Annotated in this window: 19 protein-coding genes; 9 read left to right on the plus strand and 10 right to left on the minus strand. The window is 67.9% G+C overall.

The features are described 5' to 3' along the window. From RT97_RS27305 to RT97_RS27315, 3 genes are all read right to left on the minus strand, one after another. A complete protein-coding gene (locus RT97_RS27305) occupies positions 1-1,104 on the minus strand; it encodes a CaiB/BaiF CoA transferase family protein (RefSeq protein ID WP_042581982.1) in 1,104 nt (367 codons plus the stop codon). Positions 1,105-1,192: 88 nt separating this feature from the next. Then, positions 1,193-2,335, minus strand: a complete 1,143-nt coding sequence (locus RT97_RS27310) for an acyl-CoA dehydrogenase family protein (protein WP_042581983.1) — start codon at positions 2,333-2,335, stop codon at positions 1,193-1,195. Between the two features lie 10 nt (positions 2,336-2,345). After that, entirely contained in the window at positions 2,346-3,527 is a 1,182-nt protein-coding gene (locus RT97_RS27315; RefSeq protein WP_042581984.1) for an acyl-CoA dehydrogenase family protein, read from the minus strand. Positions 3,528-3,734: 207 nt separating this feature from the next. On the opposite strand from RT97_RS27315, the gene RT97_RS27320 reads away from it, so the two are divergent. Next, positions 3,735-3,983, plus strand: coding sequence for a hypothetical protein (locus tag RT97_RS27320; protein WP_042581985.1), 249 nt, complete (start codon positions 3,735-3,737; stop codon positions 3,981-3,983). Positions 3,984-4,002: 19 nt separating this feature from the next. Here RT97_RS27320 and icmH read toward each other — a convergent pair whose 3' ends face one another. The 4 genes from icmH to RT97_RS27340 form a co-directional block, all read right to left on the minus strand. After that, entirely contained in the window at positions 4,003-4,770 is a 768-nt protein-coding gene (icmH, locus tag RT97_RS27325) for a type IVB secretion system protein IcmH/DotU (protein WP_052810768.1), read from the minus strand. After that, positions 4,770-5,888: a hypothetical protein gene (locus tag RT97_RS27330; protein ID WP_042581986.1), complete on the minus strand. Its 1,119-nt coding sequence runs from the start codon at positions 5,886-5,888 to the stop codon at positions 4,770-4,772. Before RT97_RS27330 ends, icmH begins: the two co-directional genes overlap by 1 nt. A gap of 10 nt (positions 5,889-5,898) precedes the next feature. Further along, positions 5,899-7,689, minus strand: a complete 1,791-nt coding sequence (locus RT97_RS27335) for a type VI secretion system Vgr family protein (RefSeq protein WP_253278327.1) — start codon at positions 7,687-7,689, stop codon at positions 5,899-5,901. Between the two features lie 219 nt (positions 7,690-7,908). After that, positions 7,909-8,778, minus strand: coding sequence for a UDP-2,3-diacylglucosamine diphosphatase (locus tag RT97_RS27340; RefSeq protein ID WP_042581987.1), 870 nt, complete (start codon positions 8,776-8,778; stop codon positions 7,909-7,911). 94 nt (positions 8,779-8,872) lie between these two features. Between RT97_RS27340 and RT97_RS27345 the strand changes: the two genes are divergently transcribed. After that, positions 8,873-10,618, plus strand: coding sequence for a lysoplasmalogenase family protein (locus tag RT97_RS27345; protein WP_042582019.1), 1,746 nt, complete (start codon positions 8,873-8,875; stop codon positions 10,616-10,618). A gap of 4 nt (positions 10,619-10,622) precedes the next feature. Here the strand turns inward: RT97_RS27345 and dmeF are convergent, their stop codons facing one another. After that, a complete protein-coding gene (dmeF, locus tag RT97_RS27350) occupies positions 10,623-11,582 on the minus strand; it encodes a CDF family Co(II)/Ni(II) efflux transporter DmeF (RefSeq protein ID WP_042581988.1) in 960 nt (319 codons plus the stop codon). Positions 11,583-11,588: 6 nt separating this feature from the next. Then, positions 11,589-12,653, minus strand: coding sequence for a Holliday junction branch migration DNA helicase RuvB (gene ruvB, locus RT97_RS27355; RefSeq protein ID WP_042581989.1), 1,065 nt, complete (start codon positions 12,651-12,653; stop codon positions 11,589-11,591). A gap of 82 nt (positions 12,654-12,735) precedes the next feature. Here ruvB and RT97_RS27360 point away from each other — a divergent pair, with 82 nt between their 5' ends. The 7 genes from RT97_RS27360 to RT97_RS27390 are packed head-to-tail and all read left to right on the plus strand — an operon-like array spanning position 12,736 to position 19,222. Then, positions 12,736-13,350 carry a CDP-alcohol phosphatidyltransferase family protein gene (locus tag RT97_RS27360; RefSeq protein ID WP_042581990.1) on the plus strand — a complete coding sequence of 205 codons (615 nt, stop codon included), beginning with the start codon at positions 12,736-12,738 and terminating at the stop codon, positions 13,348-13,350. 34 nt (positions 13,351-13,384) lie between these two features. Then, complete coding sequence (locus tag RT97_RS27365; RefSeq protein WP_042581991.1) at positions 13,385-15,151, plus strand: bifunctional alpha/beta hydrolase/class I SAM-dependent methyltransferase; 1,767 nt, start codon at positions 13,385-13,387, stop codon at positions 15,149-15,151. Next, entirely contained in the window at positions 15,148-16,494 is a 1,347-nt protein-coding gene (locus tag RT97_RS27370; RefSeq protein ID WP_042581992.1) for a phosphatase PAP2/dual specificity phosphatase family protein, read from the plus strand. Before RT97_RS27365 ends, RT97_RS27370 begins: the two co-directional genes overlap by 4 nt. After that, complete coding sequence (locus RT97_RS27375) at positions 16,487-16,927, plus strand: hypothetical protein (RefSeq protein ID WP_042581993.1); 441 nt, start codon at positions 16,487-16,489, stop codon at positions 16,925-16,927. The genes RT97_RS27370 and RT97_RS27375 overlap by 8 nt, the downstream gene beginning before the upstream one ends. 44 nt (positions 16,928-16,971) lie before the next feature. Continuing rightward, on the plus strand, positions 16,972-17,637 hold the full coding sequence (locus RT97_RS27380) for a lysophospholipid acyltransferase family protein (protein WP_042582020.1): 666 nt from the start codon (positions 16,972-16,974) through the stop codon (positions 17,635-17,637). Beyond that, complete coding sequence (locus tag RT97_RS27385) at positions 17,634-18,590, plus strand: phosphatidate cytidylyltransferase (protein ID WP_042581994.1); 957 nt, start codon at positions 17,634-17,636, stop codon at positions 18,588-18,590. Before RT97_RS27380 ends, RT97_RS27385 begins: the two co-directional genes overlap by 4 nt. Beyond that, positions 18,587-19,222 (plus strand): YdeI/OmpD-associated family protein, encoded by a 636-nt coding sequence (locus tag RT97_RS27390; RefSeq protein ID WP_042582021.1) that lies wholly within the window; start codon positions 18,587-18,589, stop codon positions 19,220-19,222. The genes RT97_RS27385 and RT97_RS27390 overlap by 4 nt, the downstream gene beginning before the upstream one ends. 18 nt (positions 19,223-19,240) lie before the next feature. Here the strand turns inward: RT97_RS27390 and RT97_RS33555 are convergent. Then, a partial coding sequence (locus RT97_RS33555; protein ID WP_172672259.1) for a hypothetical protein occupies positions 19,241-19,709 on the minus strand: 469 nt, incomplete at its 5' end.

Below are 19,709 nucleotides of genomic sequence, written 5' to 3' on the forward strand. Positions count from 1 at the left end.
TCAGCCGGCAACGACCGGGGCGATCGTCGCGCCCCAGCGGCGCAGCAGGGCCTCGCCGTCGTCCTGCGCGGTGGCGGGCGGCATCACCGGTGCGGTGCGGCTGAAGCGCGGCGCGGGCGCGGGCTGCACCACGCCGCCGACGTTCGCGAAGGTGCCGCGCGCCACGTTGTGCGGGTGCCCGGGGGCTTCGTCCCAGTCGAGCACGGGGGCGAAGCAGGCGTCGCTGCCTTCGAGCAGCACGCACCACGCATCGCGCGTGCGGGTGCGGAACAGGTCGGCCATGCGCAGCTTGAGCAGCGGCCAGCGGTCGGCGTCCATCTGCGCATCGAAGGCGGTGTCGTCGGCGATGCCGCAGCGCTCGCGCAGCAGCGCATAGAACTGCGGCTCGATGGCGCCCACGGCCACGTACTTGCCGTCTGCGCAGGCGTAGGTGTCGTAGAAGTGCGCGCCGCCGTCGAGCATGTTCTCGCCGCGCTGGTTGCTCCATAGGCCGGCCGACTTGAAGCCGTACATCATCGAAGACAGCAGCGCCGCGCCGTCGGTCATGGCCGCATCGACCACCTGCCCCTGGCCCGAGCCCTTGGCCTCGTGCAGCGCCGCGAGAATGCCGAAGGCCAGCAGCATCGCGCCGCCGCCGAAGTCGCCCACGTAGTTGAGCGGCGGCACCGGCGGCTCGCCAGTGCGGCCGATGGCATGCAGCGCGCCGCTGATGGCGATGTAGTTGATGTCATGGCCGGCCGCGTGCGCGAGCGGGCCGTGCTGGCCCCAGCCGGTCATGCGGCCGTAGACCAGGCGCGGGTTGCGCGCATGGCATTCGGCGGGGCCGAGGCCCAGGCGCTCCATCACGCCAGGGCGAAAGCCCTCGATGAGCACGTCGGCCTTTTCGATGGCGTCGAGCACCGACGACGCCGAGCCTTCCGCGCGCAGGTCGACCTGCCATGTGCTGCGGCCGCGCGCGAGGATGTCGTGGGGCGCGGTGCGCGTGCCGGGGCGTTCGATGCGGATCACCTCCGCACCCATGTCGGCGAAGAGCATCGCGCAGAACGGGCCGGGGCCGATGCCCGCCATCTCGATCACCCGAAGGCCTTGCAATGGACCTGCCATGGTCTGTCTCCTGTGTGTGGAGGCATCTTGGCGCGGGGGCGGCGGGGGTGCATCGTCCAAAGCGACGAATGCGCCCCGCTCGATCAATCTATCTCACGGGCGTTGCGGCGGCGCGCAGCTTCGCCACGCGGCGCAGGTGCCATGCGGGCGGGCCGAACTGGCTTTCGATGAGCGTGGCACGGCGCACGTAGTGACCGATGGCCAGTTCCTCGGTCATGCCCATGCCGCCGTGCAGTTGCACCGCGCCCTGCCCCACGGCCTTGCAGGCCTTGGCCGCGGCGACCTTGGCGGACGAGACCGCGCGGGCGCGGTCGTCGTCGCTCGCGGTGTCGACGATCTCGCCGACGCTCGAGGTGAGTGCCGCCGCCTGCTCCAGTGCCATGTGCATGTCGGCCAGGCGGTGCTGCAGCACCTGGAAGCTGGAGATCGGCACACCGAATTGCTTGCGCTGGCGCACGTAGTCGAGGGTGTCGCGCATCAGGCGGCGCATGACGCCGACCGATTCGGCGCAGATGGCGACTGTGGCCTCGTCGAGCGCGCGTTCGATCTGCGGCAGCGCGGCGCCCTCGTCGCCGAGCAATGCATCGGCGGGGAGGCGCACGTTGTCGAAGGCGATGTCGGCGGCCCGGGCGCCGTCGCGCGTCGGGTAGGTACGCAGGCGCAGGCCCGGCATCTCCCTCGGCACCACGAGCAGCGACAAGCCATTGCCGCTGCGCGCCGTGACGATGAAGTGGCTGGCCCAGGGCGCGGCCTGCACCACGGCCTTGCGGCCATCGAGCCGCAGGCCGTCGCCCTCGCGCACGAGCTGCGCCTGCACGTCGGCGCGCTCGTGGCGGCTCTGCGGCTCGGCGTGCGCGAAGGCCAGCACGGCCTGCCCCGCGACGACGCGCGCGAGCAGTGCATCGGCCGCTGCGCCGGGGTGGCGCTGCAGTAGGCCGGCGCCGATCACCATCGTCGAGAGATACGGCTCGGCCGCGAGCGCGCCGCCCAGCGTTTCGATCAATGCGAGGTGCGCGGCCATGCCCAGGCCCAGGCCGCCTTGCGATTCGGGCAGCGCCGCGCCCAGCAGGTCGAGTTCGCGCGAGAGGCCCTGCCAGAACGGCGGCGTCGCGTCGTCGGCCTTCGCGAGCGCATGCAGCCGCTGCTCGAAGCCGTGGTGGTCGTCCAGGTAGCGCGCGAGGCTGTCGCGCAGCATCGCGAGGGTGTCGTCCTGTTCGGTGAGCGTGTTCATGTCAAGGACCTCAGCGCGCCAGCAGGTGGGCCGCCACGATGTTGCGCTGCACCTCGTTGGAGCCGGCGTAGATGGAAGCGGCGCGGTCGTTGAGGTAGGCCGACATCGAGAACACGGCCTCCTCGGGAACGGGCATGTCGCCTTGCAGCCCGTCGTCCAGTGGCAGGCTGACGGCGGCATAGGGGCCGGCGATTTCGACGCCCAGTTCGGTCAGCCGCTGGCGCAGCTCGGAGCCGAGCACCTTGCCCATCGAGGGGCGGATGCCGGGCGGCTCGCCGCGGGCCTGCGCGCGCAGCGATTGCAGCTCGGTGGCCTCGAGCGCATCGATGGCGCATTCGGCTTCGGCCAGGCGCAGCGCCATGTCATCGGCTTCCTGCGCGTCGGCGATCGCACCGGCCGCCGCCTGCAGCCGGCGAAGGCGCGCGCACAGCATCGGCGTCCAGGCGCCGCCGCGCTCGTGCTGCAGCAGGTACTTGGCGATGGTCCAGCCCTGGTTCTCCTCCCCGATGAGCCCCTCGGCGGGCACGCGCACGTCGTCGAAGAACACCTGGTTCAGTTCGTGGTCGCCCGAGATGCTGATGATCGGCCGGATGGTGATGCCCGGCGTCGGGATGTCGAAGCACAGGAAGCTGATGCCCTGCTGCGGCTTGCCGCCCGAGGCGGTGCGCACCAGGCAGAACATGCGGTTGGCGTACTGCGCGTGGGTGGTCCAGATCTTGGTGCCGTTGATCACGTAGTGGTCGCCGTCGCGCAAGGCCTTGCACTGCAGCGATGCGAGGTCGGAGCCCGCCCCGGGCTCGGAGTAGCCCTGGCACCAGTAGTCCTCGCCCGAGCGGATGCCGGGCAGCCATGCGCGCTTCTGCGCCTCGGTGCCGAAGGCGATGATGACCGGCGCGACCATGCTCGGCCCCATCGGCGCGCGCTGCGGCGCGTCGGCCGCGGCCAGCTCGGCCGCGAAGAGGTAGTGCTGCATCGGTGTCCAGCCGGTGCCGCCGTGCTCGACCGGCCAGTGGGGCACGCTCCAGCCCTGCTTGGCGAGGATGCGATGCCAGCCGTTGCCTTCGGCGTAGTCGCTGAAGATGCCCGAGCAGCGCCGGCCCGCGGCGCGCAACTCGGGCGTCAGCTCCCGCGAGAGGAATTCGCGAACCTCGTTCCGGAATGCAGTTTCCGCTGCGCTGAGTGTCCAGGCCATGGAGGGGTCCCGTTGGAGTGCAGCGGCGAGTGTGCACCCGCGGGGCAGGACAGCGGCATCGTCGGATCGGACGAAGACTCGCCACTCCCGTAGTTTGTGCGCACACCCGGGATAGCCCTCTGCGGCGCCGCCGGACGTCCACGCAGAATTGCCGGTCGGGAGTTGTTCTGTGCGCCAGAGAATGCGCTGCGCTCAACGGAGAGCACCATGCACGCGACCACCACACCCGGTTTCTCGCAAGCCAGCGTCGAGCGGCTGTGCGACTACGAACTGCCCGATCCGCCGGCCCGCCATGCGCCGGCCTTGCCACTGTCATCCGTTGCCCACGACCCCGAAAAGCTCGTGCTGAACTGGTGGCTCTGGATGGATGAGATGAACAAGAGCATGTGGCGCCACTACGACGTCTGGCGGGGGCACTTCGACCCGTCGGCCAAAGGCCCGCCCGGCGGCACCTGAGCCGGCCTGGCCCGGCCCCTCATTGGAACAACGCCTGTGCAGCGCCCGCCAACTCACCGGGCGGCACCCGCTCCCACAGCAGGCTCTCGATCGCCTTCCAATGCGCCACGCGCATGCCGTCGCCCCGGCAGGAACGAACCGTTGAAAAGAGGGTGTGGCGAATGTCGTCGAGCACGCGCTTGCCATTGGCGGCTTGGCGGTACGAGCCCTCGAACCCGAGTGCGATCAAGATCAGCAGCAGCTCCAACAGATCCAAGTGATCGGCGGGTCTTTGCAGCAGGTTCGCCATGAGCCTGAAAACGTTTTCTCCCCCCTTGCCATCGCCGTGGAACTGAACCGCCAGCAGCCGTCCAGCCCAAGTGTCAATGCCCGAGCTCGATCCCACTTTCCGCAAGGACAAGCCAGCGGCTTCATCCAGTGCGGTGCACAGCATGTAGCTCGCGCCGGTGATGTACTCCTTGCGCACAAGGGCATCGCCGCACACGGACTGGAAGCTGGCGACCTCGCGCTGAAGATCGCTGTGCAAGGCAATGGCGTGCGCTGCGTCAAGCCGCCTGGGCAAGTGGACCTGAGCCAGCAGCAGCGGCCGGGCCGCTTCGATCAGAGGGACTCGGGCAGCTCGAACGGCCAACAGACGGTCGGGCTGCGGAGACTGGCGCGCGAGGGCTTGCTCGCTCGCCAGGAGATGTCTGGGCCAAGGCTTGGGAGCGGCGGCCGCGGCGAGTTGCAGGGCTCTCTGCTCGAAGTGGTCGTGAACAGCGAGCGTGAACTCTTCGCGCAGGGGCATCAATCGCTCCGCGCCTGCGCTTGTGCCAACGCCTCGGCAGTGCCGTAGCGCTCCATCAATTCAACTTCCTCCGCCTTGCTCAAGCAGCCCCTGGCGCGGTACACCAGTGCCGTCATCACAGCACCCGTTTGCACCGGCCTGTCTTCGGGTTCGCCCATGCCGCTGTCGCTTTGCCATTCCTCGGGAAAACGCGGCCAGCTGCACGTCATCTGGCTGCTCATATGGAAGAAGGTTTCCATGAAGCCGGGCCTGCACTCCTGCCCGTACTGGTGGCTGCTGGGCAGGCCGCAGTAAGTGGTGTAGTCCGGGTGCAGGTAGCGCGCGATGCCTTTGAAATTGGCCGGTGCGTCGGCCGGAATTCGGTCGATGGTGGGGCCCGTTTCCATGTACTGGCGGATGTACTCCCACAGGTGGGCTGCGCCGCTGGGACCGGTGACGGCCGGGCCTGCGAACAGGCAGTCTTCGCCCCGGGCCGTGGGGTCGGTGGCGTCGAAGGGTGGGTGGTACAGGGCCAGCAGCGCAACTTCCTGCTTGTCCCAACGGTTGGTGCTTTGAGGATCGAACAGCGCAACCAGTCGATCCCACTCGAATATCGCGTTGCCTCCGCAGTACTTGGGACGCAGCACATATACCTTGCGCGTGAGCCGATTGAAGCGGATGCGGCCTCGGGCGAAAGTGAAGAAGCAGGTGCGCATGCCCATGTAATAGAACCAGGCGAAGATCATGAAGGCGGAGGCTGCGGCCATGGGGAAGAGTAGAAGCCAGCCAAACCAGAGAAGAATATTTGGAACCTCATCGCCGACAACAAAGAAAAAAATGATTTCATTGAAAAACAGCGGGTGCACTGCAAATCCGTACCACATCCAAACAATAAACAGCCCAGGCAGGACCACATAGAGATTTGCTATTCCGGCACGCCACTGCAAATTCCACCCTGGATTGCACAATTCCAGATAAGCATCGTTTTGCGCGTAGGCGCTGCCGTTGGGTATCGTGATGCCCCGCGCACCAGAGCGATTGATCGGCCATTGCTTTTGGCCATCCAGATTGATGTGCGCACGGCTCTTGGCTATGGCCGCTCTGTGCAGTCGGGCATAGCCCTCTTCGCGAATAAACATGATCGATGGGTCAGGCAGGTTGCAAGTCACGCTTGGCACTGGTGAACTCTTGCAGGGTATCCCGCAAGTTTTCGTGTATCGGCTTCTTGCCTTTGCGTTTCTTGTTCAGGCTCAGCGAACTGGACTGGTGATCGCTCTTGAGCTGCGCCTGAATGTTCCCGGCCGTGTCATCCAGGATGAGCTGGTTGCTGCGCCCTGCGGCGCCGTTGCCGCCGCCCGCGACGAGTTCGCGCGAGCGAAAGCCCGAAAGCGCCGCCTGATCGGGCAGCTTGAACGGCGGCAGGTTCATCTGGTTGTACACACGACCTGTGCAAATGGGCAGGTCGGGGTCGCCGCCGAAGAACTCGATGACGACCTCCTGACCGATGCGCGGGACATGCATCGCCCCCAGTTGATTGCCAGCCCACGCCGCGCTCACGCGGACCTTGCAGGAACTGTTCTGGTCGAACTGCCCGTCCCGGTCCCATGGAAACTGGACCTTGATGCGACCGTATTCGTCGGTCCAGATGTCCTGGCCGGAGGGGCCGACGACCACCGCGTTCTGCGGGCCGCCGGTCTTGGGCTTGGCGCGAGTGAGCGTGGGCCGCAGCGCTTCCCCGACGGGATGGGCAGTGAGTTCGACGCCGACCCTCCAGCGCTGCGCGCGGTCCGGGCCGGCGTCCTTGATCTGGCTGTCCTGTCCCACGTCCTCGATGACGAAATCCGTGTGCAGGATGAGGTATTGGGCATTCGCGCGCTCGCGCGGATGCCCTTGCATGCGGAACGTGCAGCCCGGCACCATGCCCCGCAGATTTCCCGCGGCCTGCGCGCGGACGCCGTGGGTGCGCAGGTGCTGCATGCGCAACCGGGCAAAGACGCGGGCCTCGGCAGTTGGATCGTTGGGGCCGCTGCTCCCGGCATCGGGCTGCGCGAAATGGCTGCCGCCGACGCTCGCGTGGTACTGGTAGACCTCGCTCCTGACCTGGCTCGCAGGGCGCGGGTCGCTGAATTGACCGGCCAGCCGGGCCTTGCTGCGCGTGTAGTCGTAGTCGCGGGTCGCGTACGCGCTGCTGGTGAGTTGGTGGCTCGGCACGAAGTGATGGATGTACTCGGCATCGGTCTTGTAGCCCGGGGTGTGGAATTCGACGTTCGCATAGGCCGCGCTGGGGCATTCCCGATAGGCCGCCATCGCGTCCGACAACACCAGCCGATGCGCATCGCCGCTGTGCTCGAAGTGATAGTTGATGCCGTATTCCTGGCACAGGCGCTCGAAGAACTCGAAGTCGCTCTCGTTCCATTGCACGCAGTAGTCACGGAGCGGATAGGTGTCGTACAACCGTTTTTCCACCGGGAAGGCGTAGTTGCCAAGCACCTGATCGAGCGTGTCGACGACGGTCTGATCCTGATAGACCTTGCAGTCGCAATTGAGCGTTGCCAGATGCAGCCAGGGCCGGATGGTGAAGCGGTAGACGGCATGGCGGCCGGCCTCTCCCAACATCGCGGCTTCCGTCACGATGCCGCTGACTTGCCGTATGCCGGCGCCGATGCCACCGTGGCCGCCACCCACCGCGCCCTGCAGGCGCTCACCCGCTCCGTCGAGCGCGATCGCGCAGGTCATCTCGCGTCCGATGAAGCCGTCCAGGTCGAAGTCGGCCGGGCCGCTCGCGCCAAGGTTCAAGGCGTCGGGCGTCTTGAGGATCAGTTCGTACTCGAACAGGCCGTTGACACCCTCGCGACCGGAGAGCCGCACGGGCGCAAGGACGGGTTGGGCAAGGCTCGAGGGGATCGCTGTGCTGATGACGGAGAGTGTGGTTTGGGGCACGCGCTGCAGACCTGTGGATGGCAATCCGAAAAGTCTGGGGCACTGGAGCCCGCACATTCCCAAACAATGGTCAAACAGCCCGCGGTGCCGGAACCGGCGCGCAAGAACGCGAAAAATTCACGATGCCGACAGGCCCGAGGTCGAAGCCCGAAACCCACGGCGAAAGACGTCGACATCGACGAATGCGCCGCACCTTTGCGGCGCCGCGTCGCGAGGCGCTCAGGCGGCCACGGTCTCGCGGGCCGCCGACGCCTTCGACGCCACCGGCATGTGCCCGGCCCAGTCGATGATCTCCAGCGTGCCGTCGGCATGCTCGGCCAGCGCCGTCAGGCTCTCGACCCAGTCCCCGTCGTTGCAGTAGAGGATGCCGTCGATGTCGCGCATCTCGGCATGGTGGATGTGGCCGCAGACCACGCCCTGCGCACCGCGTTTGCGGGCCTCTCGCGCCACGGCGTTCTCGAAGTCGCCCACGTAGCTCACCGCGCGCTTGACCTTGCCCTTGAGGTACTTGGAGAGCGACCAGTACGGCAACCCCATGCGCGCGCGCAGCGAGTTGAGGTGGCGATTCAGCTTCAACGTGAATTCGTAGAGCGAGTCGCCCACGTAGGCGAGCCACTTGGCGCACTGGATCACGCCGTCGAACAGGTCCCCGTGGATGATCCAGAGCTTGCGGCCGTCGGCCGTCTCGTGGATCCATTCGTCGGCCACGTCGATGCCACCGAAGTTGTGATTGAGGTACTTGCGGGCGAACTCGTCGTGGTTGCCCGGGATGAAGATCACGCGCGTGCCCTTGCGCGCCTTGCGCAAGAGCTTCTGGATCACGTCGTTGTGCGCTTGCGGCCAGTACCAGTGGCGCTTGAGCTGCCAGCCGTCGATGATGTCGCCGACCAGGAACAGCGTCTCGCACTCGGTGTGCTTGAGGAAGTCGAGCAGCGCACGGGCCTGGCAGCCGGGCGTGCCCAGGTGCAGGTCGGAGATCCAGAGCGTGCGGAAATGCAGCGGTGGACGCTGGCGATCGTCGTCCTCCGGCTCAGGAGTCCCGGTCGCGGTGTCGCGCCATGCGCGAAGGAAAGCGTCGTCGCGTTGCATGGACGGGTAGGCTCCCATCCCTGCATGACGCAGCGATGGCACACCCGTGACATCCCGGTGACGCGTGGGCCGCCCGCAACGCCACAATCGCGCGATGCGACCTGGCCAGATCATCGTTCTTGCGACCCCCGTGTTCTTCCTCTTGATCGCGATCGAATTCGCGGTGGGCCGCGTGCGGGCGCGCCGCGGCACGGGGCACGACACCTACCGGCTGGCCGATGCGGTCAACAGCATCGGCCTGGGGATGCTGAGCCAGATCAGCGCGGTGCTCACGGGGCTCCTGCGCATCGGCATCTACACCGCGGTGTACTCGGCGGTGGCGTTGTTTCCGAAAGAGGCGGCGAGCGACTTCTGGACCACCTGGTACGGCTGGCTGCTCGCGCTGGTGTTCTACGACTTCTGCTATTACTGGCTGCACCGCATGGGCCACGAGTCGGCGGTGCTGTGGGCGGCGCATGTGGTGCACCACCAGAGCCAGCACTACAACCTGTCGACCGCGCTGCGACAGACCTCGAGCGGCGCGCTGCTCGGCTGGATCTTCTACTTGCCGATGGCGGTGGCCGGCGTGCCGCCGCTGGTGTTCGTGGTGGTGGCGCTCATCGACCTGCTCTACCAGTTCTGGGTACACACCGAGCAGGTCGGCAAGCTCGGCTGGTTCGACCGCTGGTTCTGCTCGCCCTCGAACCACCGGGTGCACCATGCGGTGAACGACACGTACCTGGACCGCAACTACGGCGGCATCCTGATCGTGTGGGACCGCATGTTCGGCACCTTCCGCGAAGAAGACGAACGGTGCGTCTACGGCACCCGCGGCGAACTCAAGAGCTGGGACCCGCTGTGGGCGAATGCCGAGGTGTATTGGGGACTCGCCAAGGACTCGTGGCATGCAAAAAGCTGGGCCGACAAGCTGCGCGTGTGGCTCAAGCCACCCGGCTGGCGGCCGGCCGACGTGGCGGCGCGCTTTCCTAAGCCGGCCTTCGACATCGCGAAGGTCACGCGCTACGAGCCCGTCGTGAGCCGCGGGGTGCAGTGGTTCGCGGGCGTCCAGTTCCTGCTGATGCTGGGCGGCGTCGCCTTCTTTCTCTGGTTCTCCGACAGCATGCCGCTACAGCGCGCCGCCGTCTGGCTGGCTGCGCTGACGGCGAGCCTGTGGGCCATCGGCGCGGTACTGCAAGGGCGCCTTTCGGTCACCGAGGTGCTGCTGGTCGAGGCCGCCGCGCTGGCCACCGCGAGTGCGGCGCTGGGCATCGACTGGCTGCACCACATCTGCAAGCCGCTGGCGCTGTCGATTGCCATCGTGTTCGCTGCGCGGCGTGCTTCGGTATCGGGCGAGGTGACACGTTTCGACGGGCTGCTGATCGCAGGGCTGGTCGCCTCGCTGGCGGGCGACGTGCTGCTGATGGGCCCGGCGACGCTGTTCGTGCCGGGGCTCGTGTGCTTCCTGCTCGCGCACCTGGCGTACATCGCACTCTTCAGCATCGGCGTGAGCCTGTTCCCGCGGCGCAGCGCGCTGGCGGCAACGCTCCTGATCGGCGCGGGGATGTACGCCTTCCTCTGGCAGGGCGGGCTGCCGCCTGCGCTGCGGATTCCGGTCGGCGTCTACGTGGTGGTGATCGCCTGCATGGCGGCGCAGGCGATCGGGCGTGCGGCGGTGCTGCGCACAGCCGACCCGTCAGCGGTGTGGGTGGCGGCGGGCGCGTGCTTCTTCATGCTGAGCGATGCACTGCTGGCGACCAATCGGTTCGTCTCGGCGCTGCCGCTCGCGCAGCTGTGGGTGCTGGCGACCTACTACGCGGCGCAGGTGCTGATCGTGCGGCATGTTCGCCGGCCGCCAGGCTGATTCGTCAGTCGACGCAGCGCTGGATCTCCACCGTCGAGTGGCGGATCTCCTCGTGCATCGAGAAGCAGGCGCGCACCTCGTCGGCGGTGAGCGTCTGTGAATGGGTCACGACCGTGAGCGCGCACGCATAGGCGTCGCGGCCGACGCGCCAGACGTGCAGGTCGGCCACCCGGGTTTCCGAACCGGCCAGCGTGGTCTCGACGCCTTCGCGGATCTCTTCGGTGACCGGGTGGTCCATCTCGCGGTCGAGCAGCACCTTGCCGGTTTCCTTCAAGAGGCCCCGGGCCCAACTGGCAACCAGTACCGCGCCGACGATGCCCATCGCCGGGTCGAGCCAGGCCCATCCGTAGAACCAGCCGCCGAGCAGCGCCGCGATGGCGAGCACCGAGGTGGCGGCGTCGGCCACCACGTGCAGGTAGGCGGAGCGCAGGTTCAGGTCGTGGCCGTGCTCGTGCGAATGGCCGTGATCGTGGCCGTGGTGGTGCCCATGGTCATGCCCGTGGTCGTGGTGCGTGCCGCCCAGGAGCCGCGCGCAGACCAGGTTGACCATGAGCCCCAGCACCGCCACCGAAATCGCCTCGGGGTAATGGATCGCCGAGGGTGACCACAGCCGTTCCAGAGAGCCCACCACCATCAGCGCCGCCACGCCGAGCAGCAGCAGCGCGCTCGCGAAGCCGCCGAGCACCTCGATCTTCCAGGTGCCGAACGCGAAGCGCGGGTCGTGCGCATAGCGGCGCGCGGCCGCATAGGCGAAGGCGCTCAGGCCGATGGCCAGCGCGTGCGAGCTCATGTGCCAGCCATCGGCCAGCAACGCCATCGAGTTGAACCACCAGCCGGCGCCGATTTCGACAACCATCATCGCGGCGGTGATCCACATCACGAGACGGGTGCTGCGCTCGGCGGAGGCATTGCCGGCGCCGAACTGGTGGTCGTGCTGCCAGGCACTCAGGTCATGGGTGTGCATGGTCGGTCAAACTCCGAAAAGGTCCTGTCCGTCGGATCGGCTCGAGGGCGGCGCGACGCCCAGGTGACGGTAGGCCGCCAGCGTGGCGATGCGCCCGCGCGGCGTGCGCTGCAGGTAGCCCTGCTGGATGAGGTAGGGCTCGATCACATCCTCGATGGTGTCCCGCTCCTCGCCGATGCTGGCCGCGACGTTATCGAGGCCCACCGGGCCGCCGTCGAAGCGGTGGATCACGGCTTCGAGGAGCTTCCGGTCCATGAGGTCGAAGCCCTGCGGATCGACGTCGAGCATGGCGAGCGCCTTGTGGGCGATGTCCTCGGTGATGCGGCCGTTGCCCTTGACCTCGGCGTAGTCGCGCACGCGGCGCAGCAAGCGGTTGGCGATGCGGGGCGTGCCGCGCGAGCGGCGGGCGATCTCGAAGCCGCCGTTCTCGTCGGTTTCCACCTTGAGGAGGCGGGCGCTGCGGGTGACGATGAGCGCGAGCTCTTCGGGCGTGTAGAACTCCAGCCGCGCGACGATGCCGAAACGGTCGCGCAGCGGGTTGGTCAGCATGCCGGCGCGGGTGGTGGCGCCCACCAGCGTGAAGGGCTGCAGGTCGAGCTTGATGCTGCGCGCCGCGGGGCCCTCGCCGATCATGATGTCGATCTGGTAGTCCTCCAGCGCGGGGTACAGGATTTCCTCGACGACCGGGCTCAGGCGGTGGATCTCGTCGATGAAGAGCACGTCGTTGGGCTCCAGGTTGGTCAGAAGCGCCGCCAGGTCCTTGGGCTTCTCCAGCACCGGGCCGGAGGTCTGGCGCAGGTTGACGCCCAGTTCGGCCGCGATGATGTGCGAGAGCGTCGTCTTGCCAAGGCCCGGCGGGCCGAACAGCAGCACGTGGTCCAGCGCCTCCTTGCGCTTGCGCGCGGCGCCGATGAAGATTTCGAGTTGCTCGCGCACCTTGGCCTGGCCGACGTATTCGTCGAGCAGCTTGGGGCGAAGGGCCCGCTCGATCGCCTCCTCATTCGGCGAAGCGGGGGCAGCGGACACCACGCGCTGGGGGGCGGGTGCGAAATCGTCGGTCTGGATCGTCATTGGGTGGGTTTTGAAGGGAGTTTAGTACCTGCCTTCGCTGGCAGAATGCTTCGGCCATATAACGAACGAGGGAAGGCAGCACGTGTCGATCTACGAATTGAAGCCGCGCTTCCAGGCGCTGCTGCGGCCGCTGGTGGTCCGCCTGCATGCCATGGGCGTCACGGCCAACCAGGTCACGCTGGCGGCGTGCGTCGTCTCGGTCGTGCTCGGGCTCTGGCTTTTCTTCGCGGCGCGCTCGCCGGCAGCCTTCGCGCTCATTCCGGCCTGGATGTTCCTGCGCATGGCCTTCAACGCCATCGACGGCATGCTGGCGCGCGAGCACAACCAGCAAAGCGGGCTGGGCGCCTTCCTCAACGAGCTGACCGACGTGGTCTCCGACGCCGCGCTCTACCTGCCGTTTGCGCTGGTGGCGCCCTTCAGCCCGTTCTGGATCGGCACGGTGATCGTGCTGGCCGGGTTGAGCGAATTCGCCGGCGCGCTCGGCCCCACGGTGGGCGCCTCGCGCCGCTACGACGGCCCGCTGGGCAAGAGCGACCGGGCCTTCGTGTTCGGCGCGCTCGGCCTCTATGTGGCGCTGGGCTGGCCGTTGCCGGCCTGGACGGCCTGGCTCATGCCGCTGCTGGCGGCGCTCGTGGTCTGGACCATCGTCAACCGCATTCGCCGCGCATTGGCCGAAGCCGACGCAGCAGGCCGCTGAACACACAGACCAAGACAAGATTCACAGGGATTCAATGACCGACATCACGCCACGCCTTGCCCAAGAGCATCACTTCCAGACGCACGACGGCGAATCGCTTTTCTACCGCCACTGGCCGGCCACGAGCGCCGTGCGCCGCGGCGCCATCGTGCTGTTCCACCGCGGCCACGAGCACGGCGCGCGCATGGCACACCTGGTCGACGAACTGAACCTGCCCGACTTCGACTTCTTCGCCTGGGACGCGCGCGGCCACGGCCGCTCGCCGGGCCAGCGCGGCTACAGCCCGAGCTTCGGCACCTCGGTGCGCGACGTGCAGACCTTCGTGCATCACATCGGCAGCGCGCACGGCGTGGCCGAGCAGGACATCCATGTCGTCGCGCAAAGCGTGGGCGCGGTGCTGATCGCGACCTGGGCGCACGACTACGCCCCCAAGGTGCGCGGCCTCACGCTGGCCTCGCCCGCCTTCAAGGTGAAGCTGTACGTGCCCTTCGCGCGCGCTGGGCTCGGGCTGATGCACAAGTTGCGCGGCCTCTTCTTCGTCAACAGCTACGTGAAGGCGAAGTTCCTCACGCACGACCCGGAACGCATCGCCAGCTACGAGAGCGATCCGCTGATTTCGCGGCCCATCGCGGTCAACATCCTGCTGGGCCTGTACGAAGCGGCCGACCGCGTGGTGGCCGACGCCAACGCGATCACGCTGCCGGTTCAACTGCTGATCTCCGGCGCCGACTGGGTGGTGCACCACAAGCCGCAGCACCAGTTCTTCGAGCGGCTGGGCAGCGCCGTGAAGACCAAGACCGAACTGCCGGGCTTCTTCCACGACACCCTGGGCGAAAAAGACCGGGCGCCGGCCGTGGCGCAGATCCGCGAATTCATCCTGCAGCGCTTCGACGCGCCGGCCGTGCCGGTGGACCGCACCGGGGCGCACCTGGCCGGCGACACGGCCGACGAGTCGCGCGCGCTGGCCGAACCGCTTTCGCCGCTGTCGCCACGCGGCGCCTACTGGGCCATGACGCGCGGCGGGCTGCGCATCGGCGGCAAGCTCTCCAGCGGCATCGCGCTCGGCCACCAGACCGGCTTCGACTCGGGCAGCACGCTCGACTACGTCTACCGCAACCACCCCGAAGGCAAGGGCCCGCTGGGCCGGAGCATCGACAACACGTACCTCAACTCGATCGGCTGGCGCGGCATCCGGCAGCGCAAGATCCACGTCGAGGAGCTGCTGCGCATCGCGATGGAGCGCCTGGCCGAGATGCACCGCGAGGTGCGGGTGATGGACATCGCCGCCGGCCATGGCCGCTACGTGCTCGACGCGGTGCTCGCGAGCCCCGTGAAGGCCAGCTCGATCCTTCTGCGCGACTACAGCGACATCAACGTGCGCGACGGCCGCGCGCTCATCGCCGAGAAGGGGCTGCAGGACACCGCGCAGTTCGTGCAGGCCGATGCCTTCGACCGCATCAGCCTCGCGACGGTGACGCCGCGGCCCACGCTGGCGGTGGTGTCGGGCCTGTACGAACTCTTTCCCGACAACGAGATGGTGCAACGCTCGCTCGCGGGCGTGGGCGACGCGGTGGAAGACCGCGGCTACCTCGTCTACACCGGACAGCCGTGGCATCCGCAGCTGGAGATGATCGCGCGCGCGCTCACCAGCCACCGCCAGGGCGAAGCGTGGGTCATGCGCCGCCGCACCCAGGTCGAGATGGACCAGCTGGTGGAAGAAGCGGGCTTCCGCAAGATCGACCAGCGGGTCGACGAGTGGGGCATCTTCACGGTCTCGCTGGCGGTGCGCACCGGAAGATGAAAGCCTGGTTCGCGCAACGCCCCTGGAAGCGCGCAGCCGCTTGGCTGGTGTTCCTCGGGCCGTTGTTCTACGCGACCTACGGCTTCGCCAACTGGTGGGCCACCACGCGCGCGAACGTGCCTTCGATGGCCTTCGACTGGGAGCGGCAGATCCCGTTCTGGCCGTGGACGATCTTTCCGTACTGGACGATCAACGTGTTCTACGCGCTGTCGCTGTTCCTCGCGCGCAGCAAGCACACGCTGGACCGGCATGCGCTGCGGCTCGTCACGGCGACGCTCGTCGCCTGCACCTGCTTCATCGTGTGGCCGCTGCACTTCAGCTTCGGGCAGCCGCCGGTCGATGGCGCGCCGGCGTTTCTCTTCAACGCGCTGCGCGGCTTCGACCAGCCGTTCAACCAGGCGCCTTCGCTGCATATCGCGCTCGCCGTGATCCTGTGGGACTGGTACCGGCAATTCATCCGGCCGCTGTGGGCGCGGCTGGTGCTGCATGTGTGGGCGTTCGCGATCTGCGCCTCGGTGCTCACGACCTGGCAGCACCACTTCATCGACATTCCGACCGGCGCGCTGCTCGGGTTGGTGTGCGTGTGGATGTGGCCACTGGCGCGCGTGGTGTCGATGCGGCGCGCATGGCAGGTCACGCGCGATGCGCAGCGCTGGAAGCTCGGGGGGTTCTATGCGGTGGGTGCGGCGCTGTTCCTTGCGGCGGCTTTGTACGGCGGCGGTGTGTGGCTGTGGCTCGCGTGGCCGGCGGCATCGCTCGCCTTCGTGGCGCTCAACTACATCGGCTTCGGCGCACGCGGCTTCCAGATGGACGGACACGGGCGCATGGGCTGGGCCGCGCGCTGGATCTTCGCGCCCTACCGCCTGGGCGCAGCGATCAACGCCTGGCTCTGGACGCGCAAGCTGCCCGCCTCTGTCGAAGTGGCGCCGGGCTTGCGGCTCGGCCGGCGGCCCACGCACGACGAGTGGCTCGCCGCCGGCAAGCCGCGCCTCGTGAGCCTGTGCGCCGAACTTCAGATGCCGGCCGGCGTGCCGCATGCGCGCTGCGTGTCCTTGCTCGACCTGACGGTGCCGCCGACAGTGCGGCTGCAGCGCGCGGCCGCGGTCATCGAAGGCCAGCGCCGCAACGCCGATGGCGCGCCGGTGTGGGTCTGCTGCGCGCTCGGCTTCTCTCGCAGCGCCGCGGCGGTGATCGCATGGCTCGGCCGCTACGGTTCGGCCGGCGGCCTGGCAGAGGCCGAAGACGCGGTGCGCCGCGCTCGCCCGCAGATCGTGCTTCGCCCCGCATGGCTGAGTTCGCTCGCGCAGCTCCATACCGCGCCGAAGGTGTCGCCCCATGACTGACAACGACCGCGCCACCTGCGCCGCGCTCGCCGGCCTGCTGCGCGCCTTCATGGTGCTGGCGATCTGGGGCTTCGCGCTGACCTGCATCGCGGCGCTGGTGCTGGCGCTCACGCTGCGTTCGCTCCCGACCACGCCCGCCATGGGCTTCGGGGCGGTCGTGATCCTCGGGGTGCTCGAACGCTATTTCGCCTTCCGGCTGCGGCTGGACCAGACGCTGTTCGACGACCTCGCGCGCGGCACTATCGCCTCGCTCGACGCGCTCGATCGCGCGCTGGACCGGCTCGGCCTGCGCAATGCGCCGTCATCCCTCTCCACCCGGCCGCTGGACGACCGCGTGCAGGGCACCCGCCAGCTCATGCAGCGCCACGCCATCGTGGTCGCCTGCCAGAGCGCCATGTTCCTTCTTGCCTTGATGACACAGGATCTCTCTTGACCGACGAAAACGAGAACAACAAGAACGACAGGCCCGAAAGCACGGTGCTGCGCCGCGCGCTCGCCGTCGTGGCGGGCAAGCTGATCATCGGCGCGGCGGGCCTGCTGACCGGCGTGCGCGCCATCTGGAGCGGCACCACGCCCAAGGCCGAGCAGACGCTCTACTTCGCCAACCACACGAGCCACGGCGACTTCGTGCTGCTGTGGGCGACGCTTCCGCCCGACCTGCGCGCCCTCACCCGGCCGGTGGCGGGGCAGGACTACTGGATGGCCTCGAAGGTGCGCCAGTTCATCGGCGCCGACGTGTTCAACGCGCTCATGATCCGCCGCGACGGCTCGGGCCAGGGCGACAACCCGGTCGAGCAGATGAAGGAGGCGCTGGAAGGCGGCGACTCGCTCATCATGTTTCCCGAAGGCACGCGCAACACCGGCGACGAGATCCTGCTGCCGCTCAAGAGCGGCCTTTTCCACCTGGCGCGCGCCTGCCCCAACGTGCGGCTCGTGCCGGTGTGGATCGAGAACCTCAAGCGCGTATTGCCCAAGGGCACGCTGGTGCCGATTCCGCTGGCCTGCACGGTGCGCTTCGGCACGCCGATCGTTCTGGCGGAGGGGGAAGACAAGAACACCTTCATCGCCCGCGCGCGCGCAGCCATGCTCGACCTGCGCCCCGAATACGACCGCAACGACAAGGCCGAAGGCGCCGCATCATGATCGAACTGTCTCCTTTCGCGTGGACCACGCTCAAGCTCTTCGGCGGCGTCTTCGGCGTGCTGGTGCTGGCCTCGGCCATCGGCGCATTGCTCAAGTGGCGCGTGGCGCACGGCCAGCCGCATTCGGTGATCGACAACCTCAACTCGCGCGTCAATGCGTGGTGGGTGATGGTGGCGGTGATCGGCCTGGCCTTCGCGTTCGGCAAGGGCGGCGTGATCGTGCTGTTCTACCTGATCTCGTTCTATGCGCTGCGCGAGTTCATCAGCCTTGCCTACACGCGGCGCGGCGACCATGCGGCGATCGCGCTGGCGTTCTTCGTCGCGCTGCCGGGCCAGTACTTCCTGATCTGGATCGAGTGGTACGGGCTCTATTCGATCTTCATCCCGGTCTACGCCTTCCTGATCCTGCCGATCCTCGCGGCCGTGGGCGGTGACACGCAGCGCTTTCTGGAGCGCACCTCCAAGATCCAGTGGGGGCTGATGGTGTGCGTGTTCTGCATCAGCCACGTGCCCGCGCTGCTCACGCTGCAGATCCCGGGCTTCGAGGGCCGCAACCTGCTGCTGATCGCGTTCCTCGTGATCGTGGTCCAGGGCAGCGACGTGCTGCAGTACGTGTGGGGCAAGCTCTTCGGCAAGCGCAAGGTCGCGCCCGAACTCTCGCCCTCCAAGACCTGGGAGGGCCTCGTCGGTGGCGTGGCCAGCGCCACCGCGCTGGGCGCGGCGCTCTATTGGGCGACGCCGTTCAACCCGTGGCAGGCGGCGCTGATGGCTTTCATGATCTGCTTCATGGGCTTCTTCGGCGGCCTGGTGATGTCGGCCATCAAGCGCGACCGCGGCGTGAAGGACTGGGGCTCGATGATCGAGGGCCACGGTGGCATGCTCGACCGGCTGGACTCGGTGATCTTCGCGGCGCCGATCTACTTTCACGCGCTTCGGTATTGGTGGGTGCCGTGACCACGGCGGCGGTCAAGAAGGCCACGAAGACTGCCGCAAAGGCGGAGCGCATCGTCGATGACGCGCTTGTCGAATTCGCCAACGCCGCGGCGCTCGCGCGCTGGTACAAGCGGCATCACGCGACCCACGCCGGCGTATGGCTGCGCATCGCGAAGAAGGCCAGCGGCATCGCCTCCGTCGACCACCCCGAGGCGCTGGAAATCGCGCTGTGCTTCGGCTGGATCGACGGACAGCGCAAGAGCGACAAGAGCGACGGCGAACAGTACTTCCTGCAGCGCTTCACGCCGCGCACCGCGCGCAGCACCTGGTCGAAGATCAACCGCGACAAGGCACTGAAGCTGATCGACGACGGGCGCATGCAGCCGGCCGGGCTGGCCGAGGTGGAACGCGCCAAGGCCGACGGGCGCTGGGATGCGGCCTACGACGCAGCGAGCAAGGCAACCGTGCCGCCCGACCTGCAGGCCGCGCTCGATGCGAACAAGAAGGCCGCGAAGTTCTTCGCCACGCTTGATGCGCGCAACCGCTACTCGGTGCTGTTCCGTACGCAAGGCGCCAAGAAGGCCGAAACGCGCGCACGGCGCATTGCGCAGTTCGTGGAGATGCTGGCCAAGGGCGAGAAGATCTATCCCTGAGCGCCCAAGGCGGTGGGCTTACTTGATGCCCGCCGCGCTGTCGACATGTGAACGCGGCGTGATCAGCGCCGCCGAAAGGGTCAGGACCCCGAACGCCGCAAGGACGAGCCCGCTCCATCCCGCAAACAGGACCAGCGCATGGAACTCGCCGGGGTTAGCGGCCCGTGTCTCGAGCATCTCGGGGGACACGATGCCTTGCAGCGCACGCCCGCCTGCATAGCCGTGTGATGCGAGTCCGAAGACGAAGGCGCCGCCCAGCAACACCGCCAGGCCGAGGCAAACCATCGCGCCGCGTCCCCAGCGCAGGACACGCGAGAACAAGAGCCACAGCGCGAGCAGCAGCACGCCGACCAGGAACATCCTCGCGACCACGCCGTCCTGCGCGAAGTGGAGTCCGGCCCGCCACAGCAGCGACACCGGCGCCAGCGGCCATTCCGCCTCGGGAGCCAACCCCGGGAACGCGCCCCAGCACCGGCAGCGCGCCCGC

The organism is Variovorax paradoxus (assembly GCF_000834655.1).
Classification (GTDB): domain Bacteria; phylum Pseudomonadota; class Gammaproteobacteria; order Burkholderiales; family Burkholderiaceae_C; genus Variovorax; species Variovorax paradoxus_F.

Coding starts and splice junctions, on each gene's coding strand:
- RT97_RS27375 (WP_042581993.1), top strand. CDS start 16,487: ATGACTGACAACGACCGCGCCACCTGCGCCGCGCTCGCCGGCCTGCTG.
- RT97_RS27340 (WP_042581987.1), bottom strand. CDS start 8,778: ATGCAACGCGACGACGCTTTCCTTCGCGCATGGCGCGACACCGCGACC.
- RT97_RS27320 (WP_042581985.1), top strand. CDS start 3,735: ATGCACGCGACCACCACACCCGGTTTCTCGCAAGCCAGCGTCGAGCGG.
- RT97_RS27385 (WP_042581994.1), top strand. CDS start 17,634: ATGATCGAACTGTCTCCTTTCGCGTGGACCACGCTCAAGCTCTTCGGC.
- ruvB (WP_042581989.1), bottom strand. CDS start 12,653: ATGACGATCCAGACCGACGATTTCGCACCCGCCCCCCAGCGCGTGGTG.
- RT97_RS27365 (WP_042581991.1), top strand. CDS start 13,385: ATGACCGACATCACGCCACGCCTTGCCCAAGAGCATCACTTCCAGACG.
- RT97_RS27315 (WP_042581984.1), bottom strand. CDS start 3,527: ATGGCCTGGACACTCAGCGCAGCGGAAACTGCATTCCGGAACGAGGTT.
- RT97_RS27370 (WP_042581992.1), top strand. CDS start 15,148: ATGAAAGCCTGGTTCGCGCAACGCCCCTGGAAGCGCGCAGCCGCTTGG.
- dmeF (WP_042581988.1), bottom strand. CDS start 11,582: ATGCACACCCATGACCTGAGTGCCTGGCAGCACGACCACCAGTTCGGC.
- RT97_RS27305 (WP_042581982.1), bottom strand. CDS start 1,104: ATGGCAGGTCCATTGCAAGGCCTTCGGGTGATCGAGATGGCGGGCATC.
- icmH (WP_052810768.1), bottom strand. CDS start 4,770: ATGCCCCTGCGCGAAGAGTTCACGCTCGCTGTTCACGACCACTTCGAG.
- RT97_RS27330 (WP_042581986.1), bottom strand. CDS start 5,888: ATGTTTATTCGCGAAGAGGGCTATGCCCGACTGCACAGAGCGGCCATA.
- RT97_RS27310 (WP_042581983.1), bottom strand. CDS start 2,335: ATGAACACGCTCACCGAACAGGACGACACCCTCGCGATGCTGCGCGAC.
- RT97_RS27345 (WP_042582019.1), top strand. CDS start 8,873: ATGCGACCTGGCCAGATCATCGTTCTTGCGACCCCCGTGTTCTTCCTC.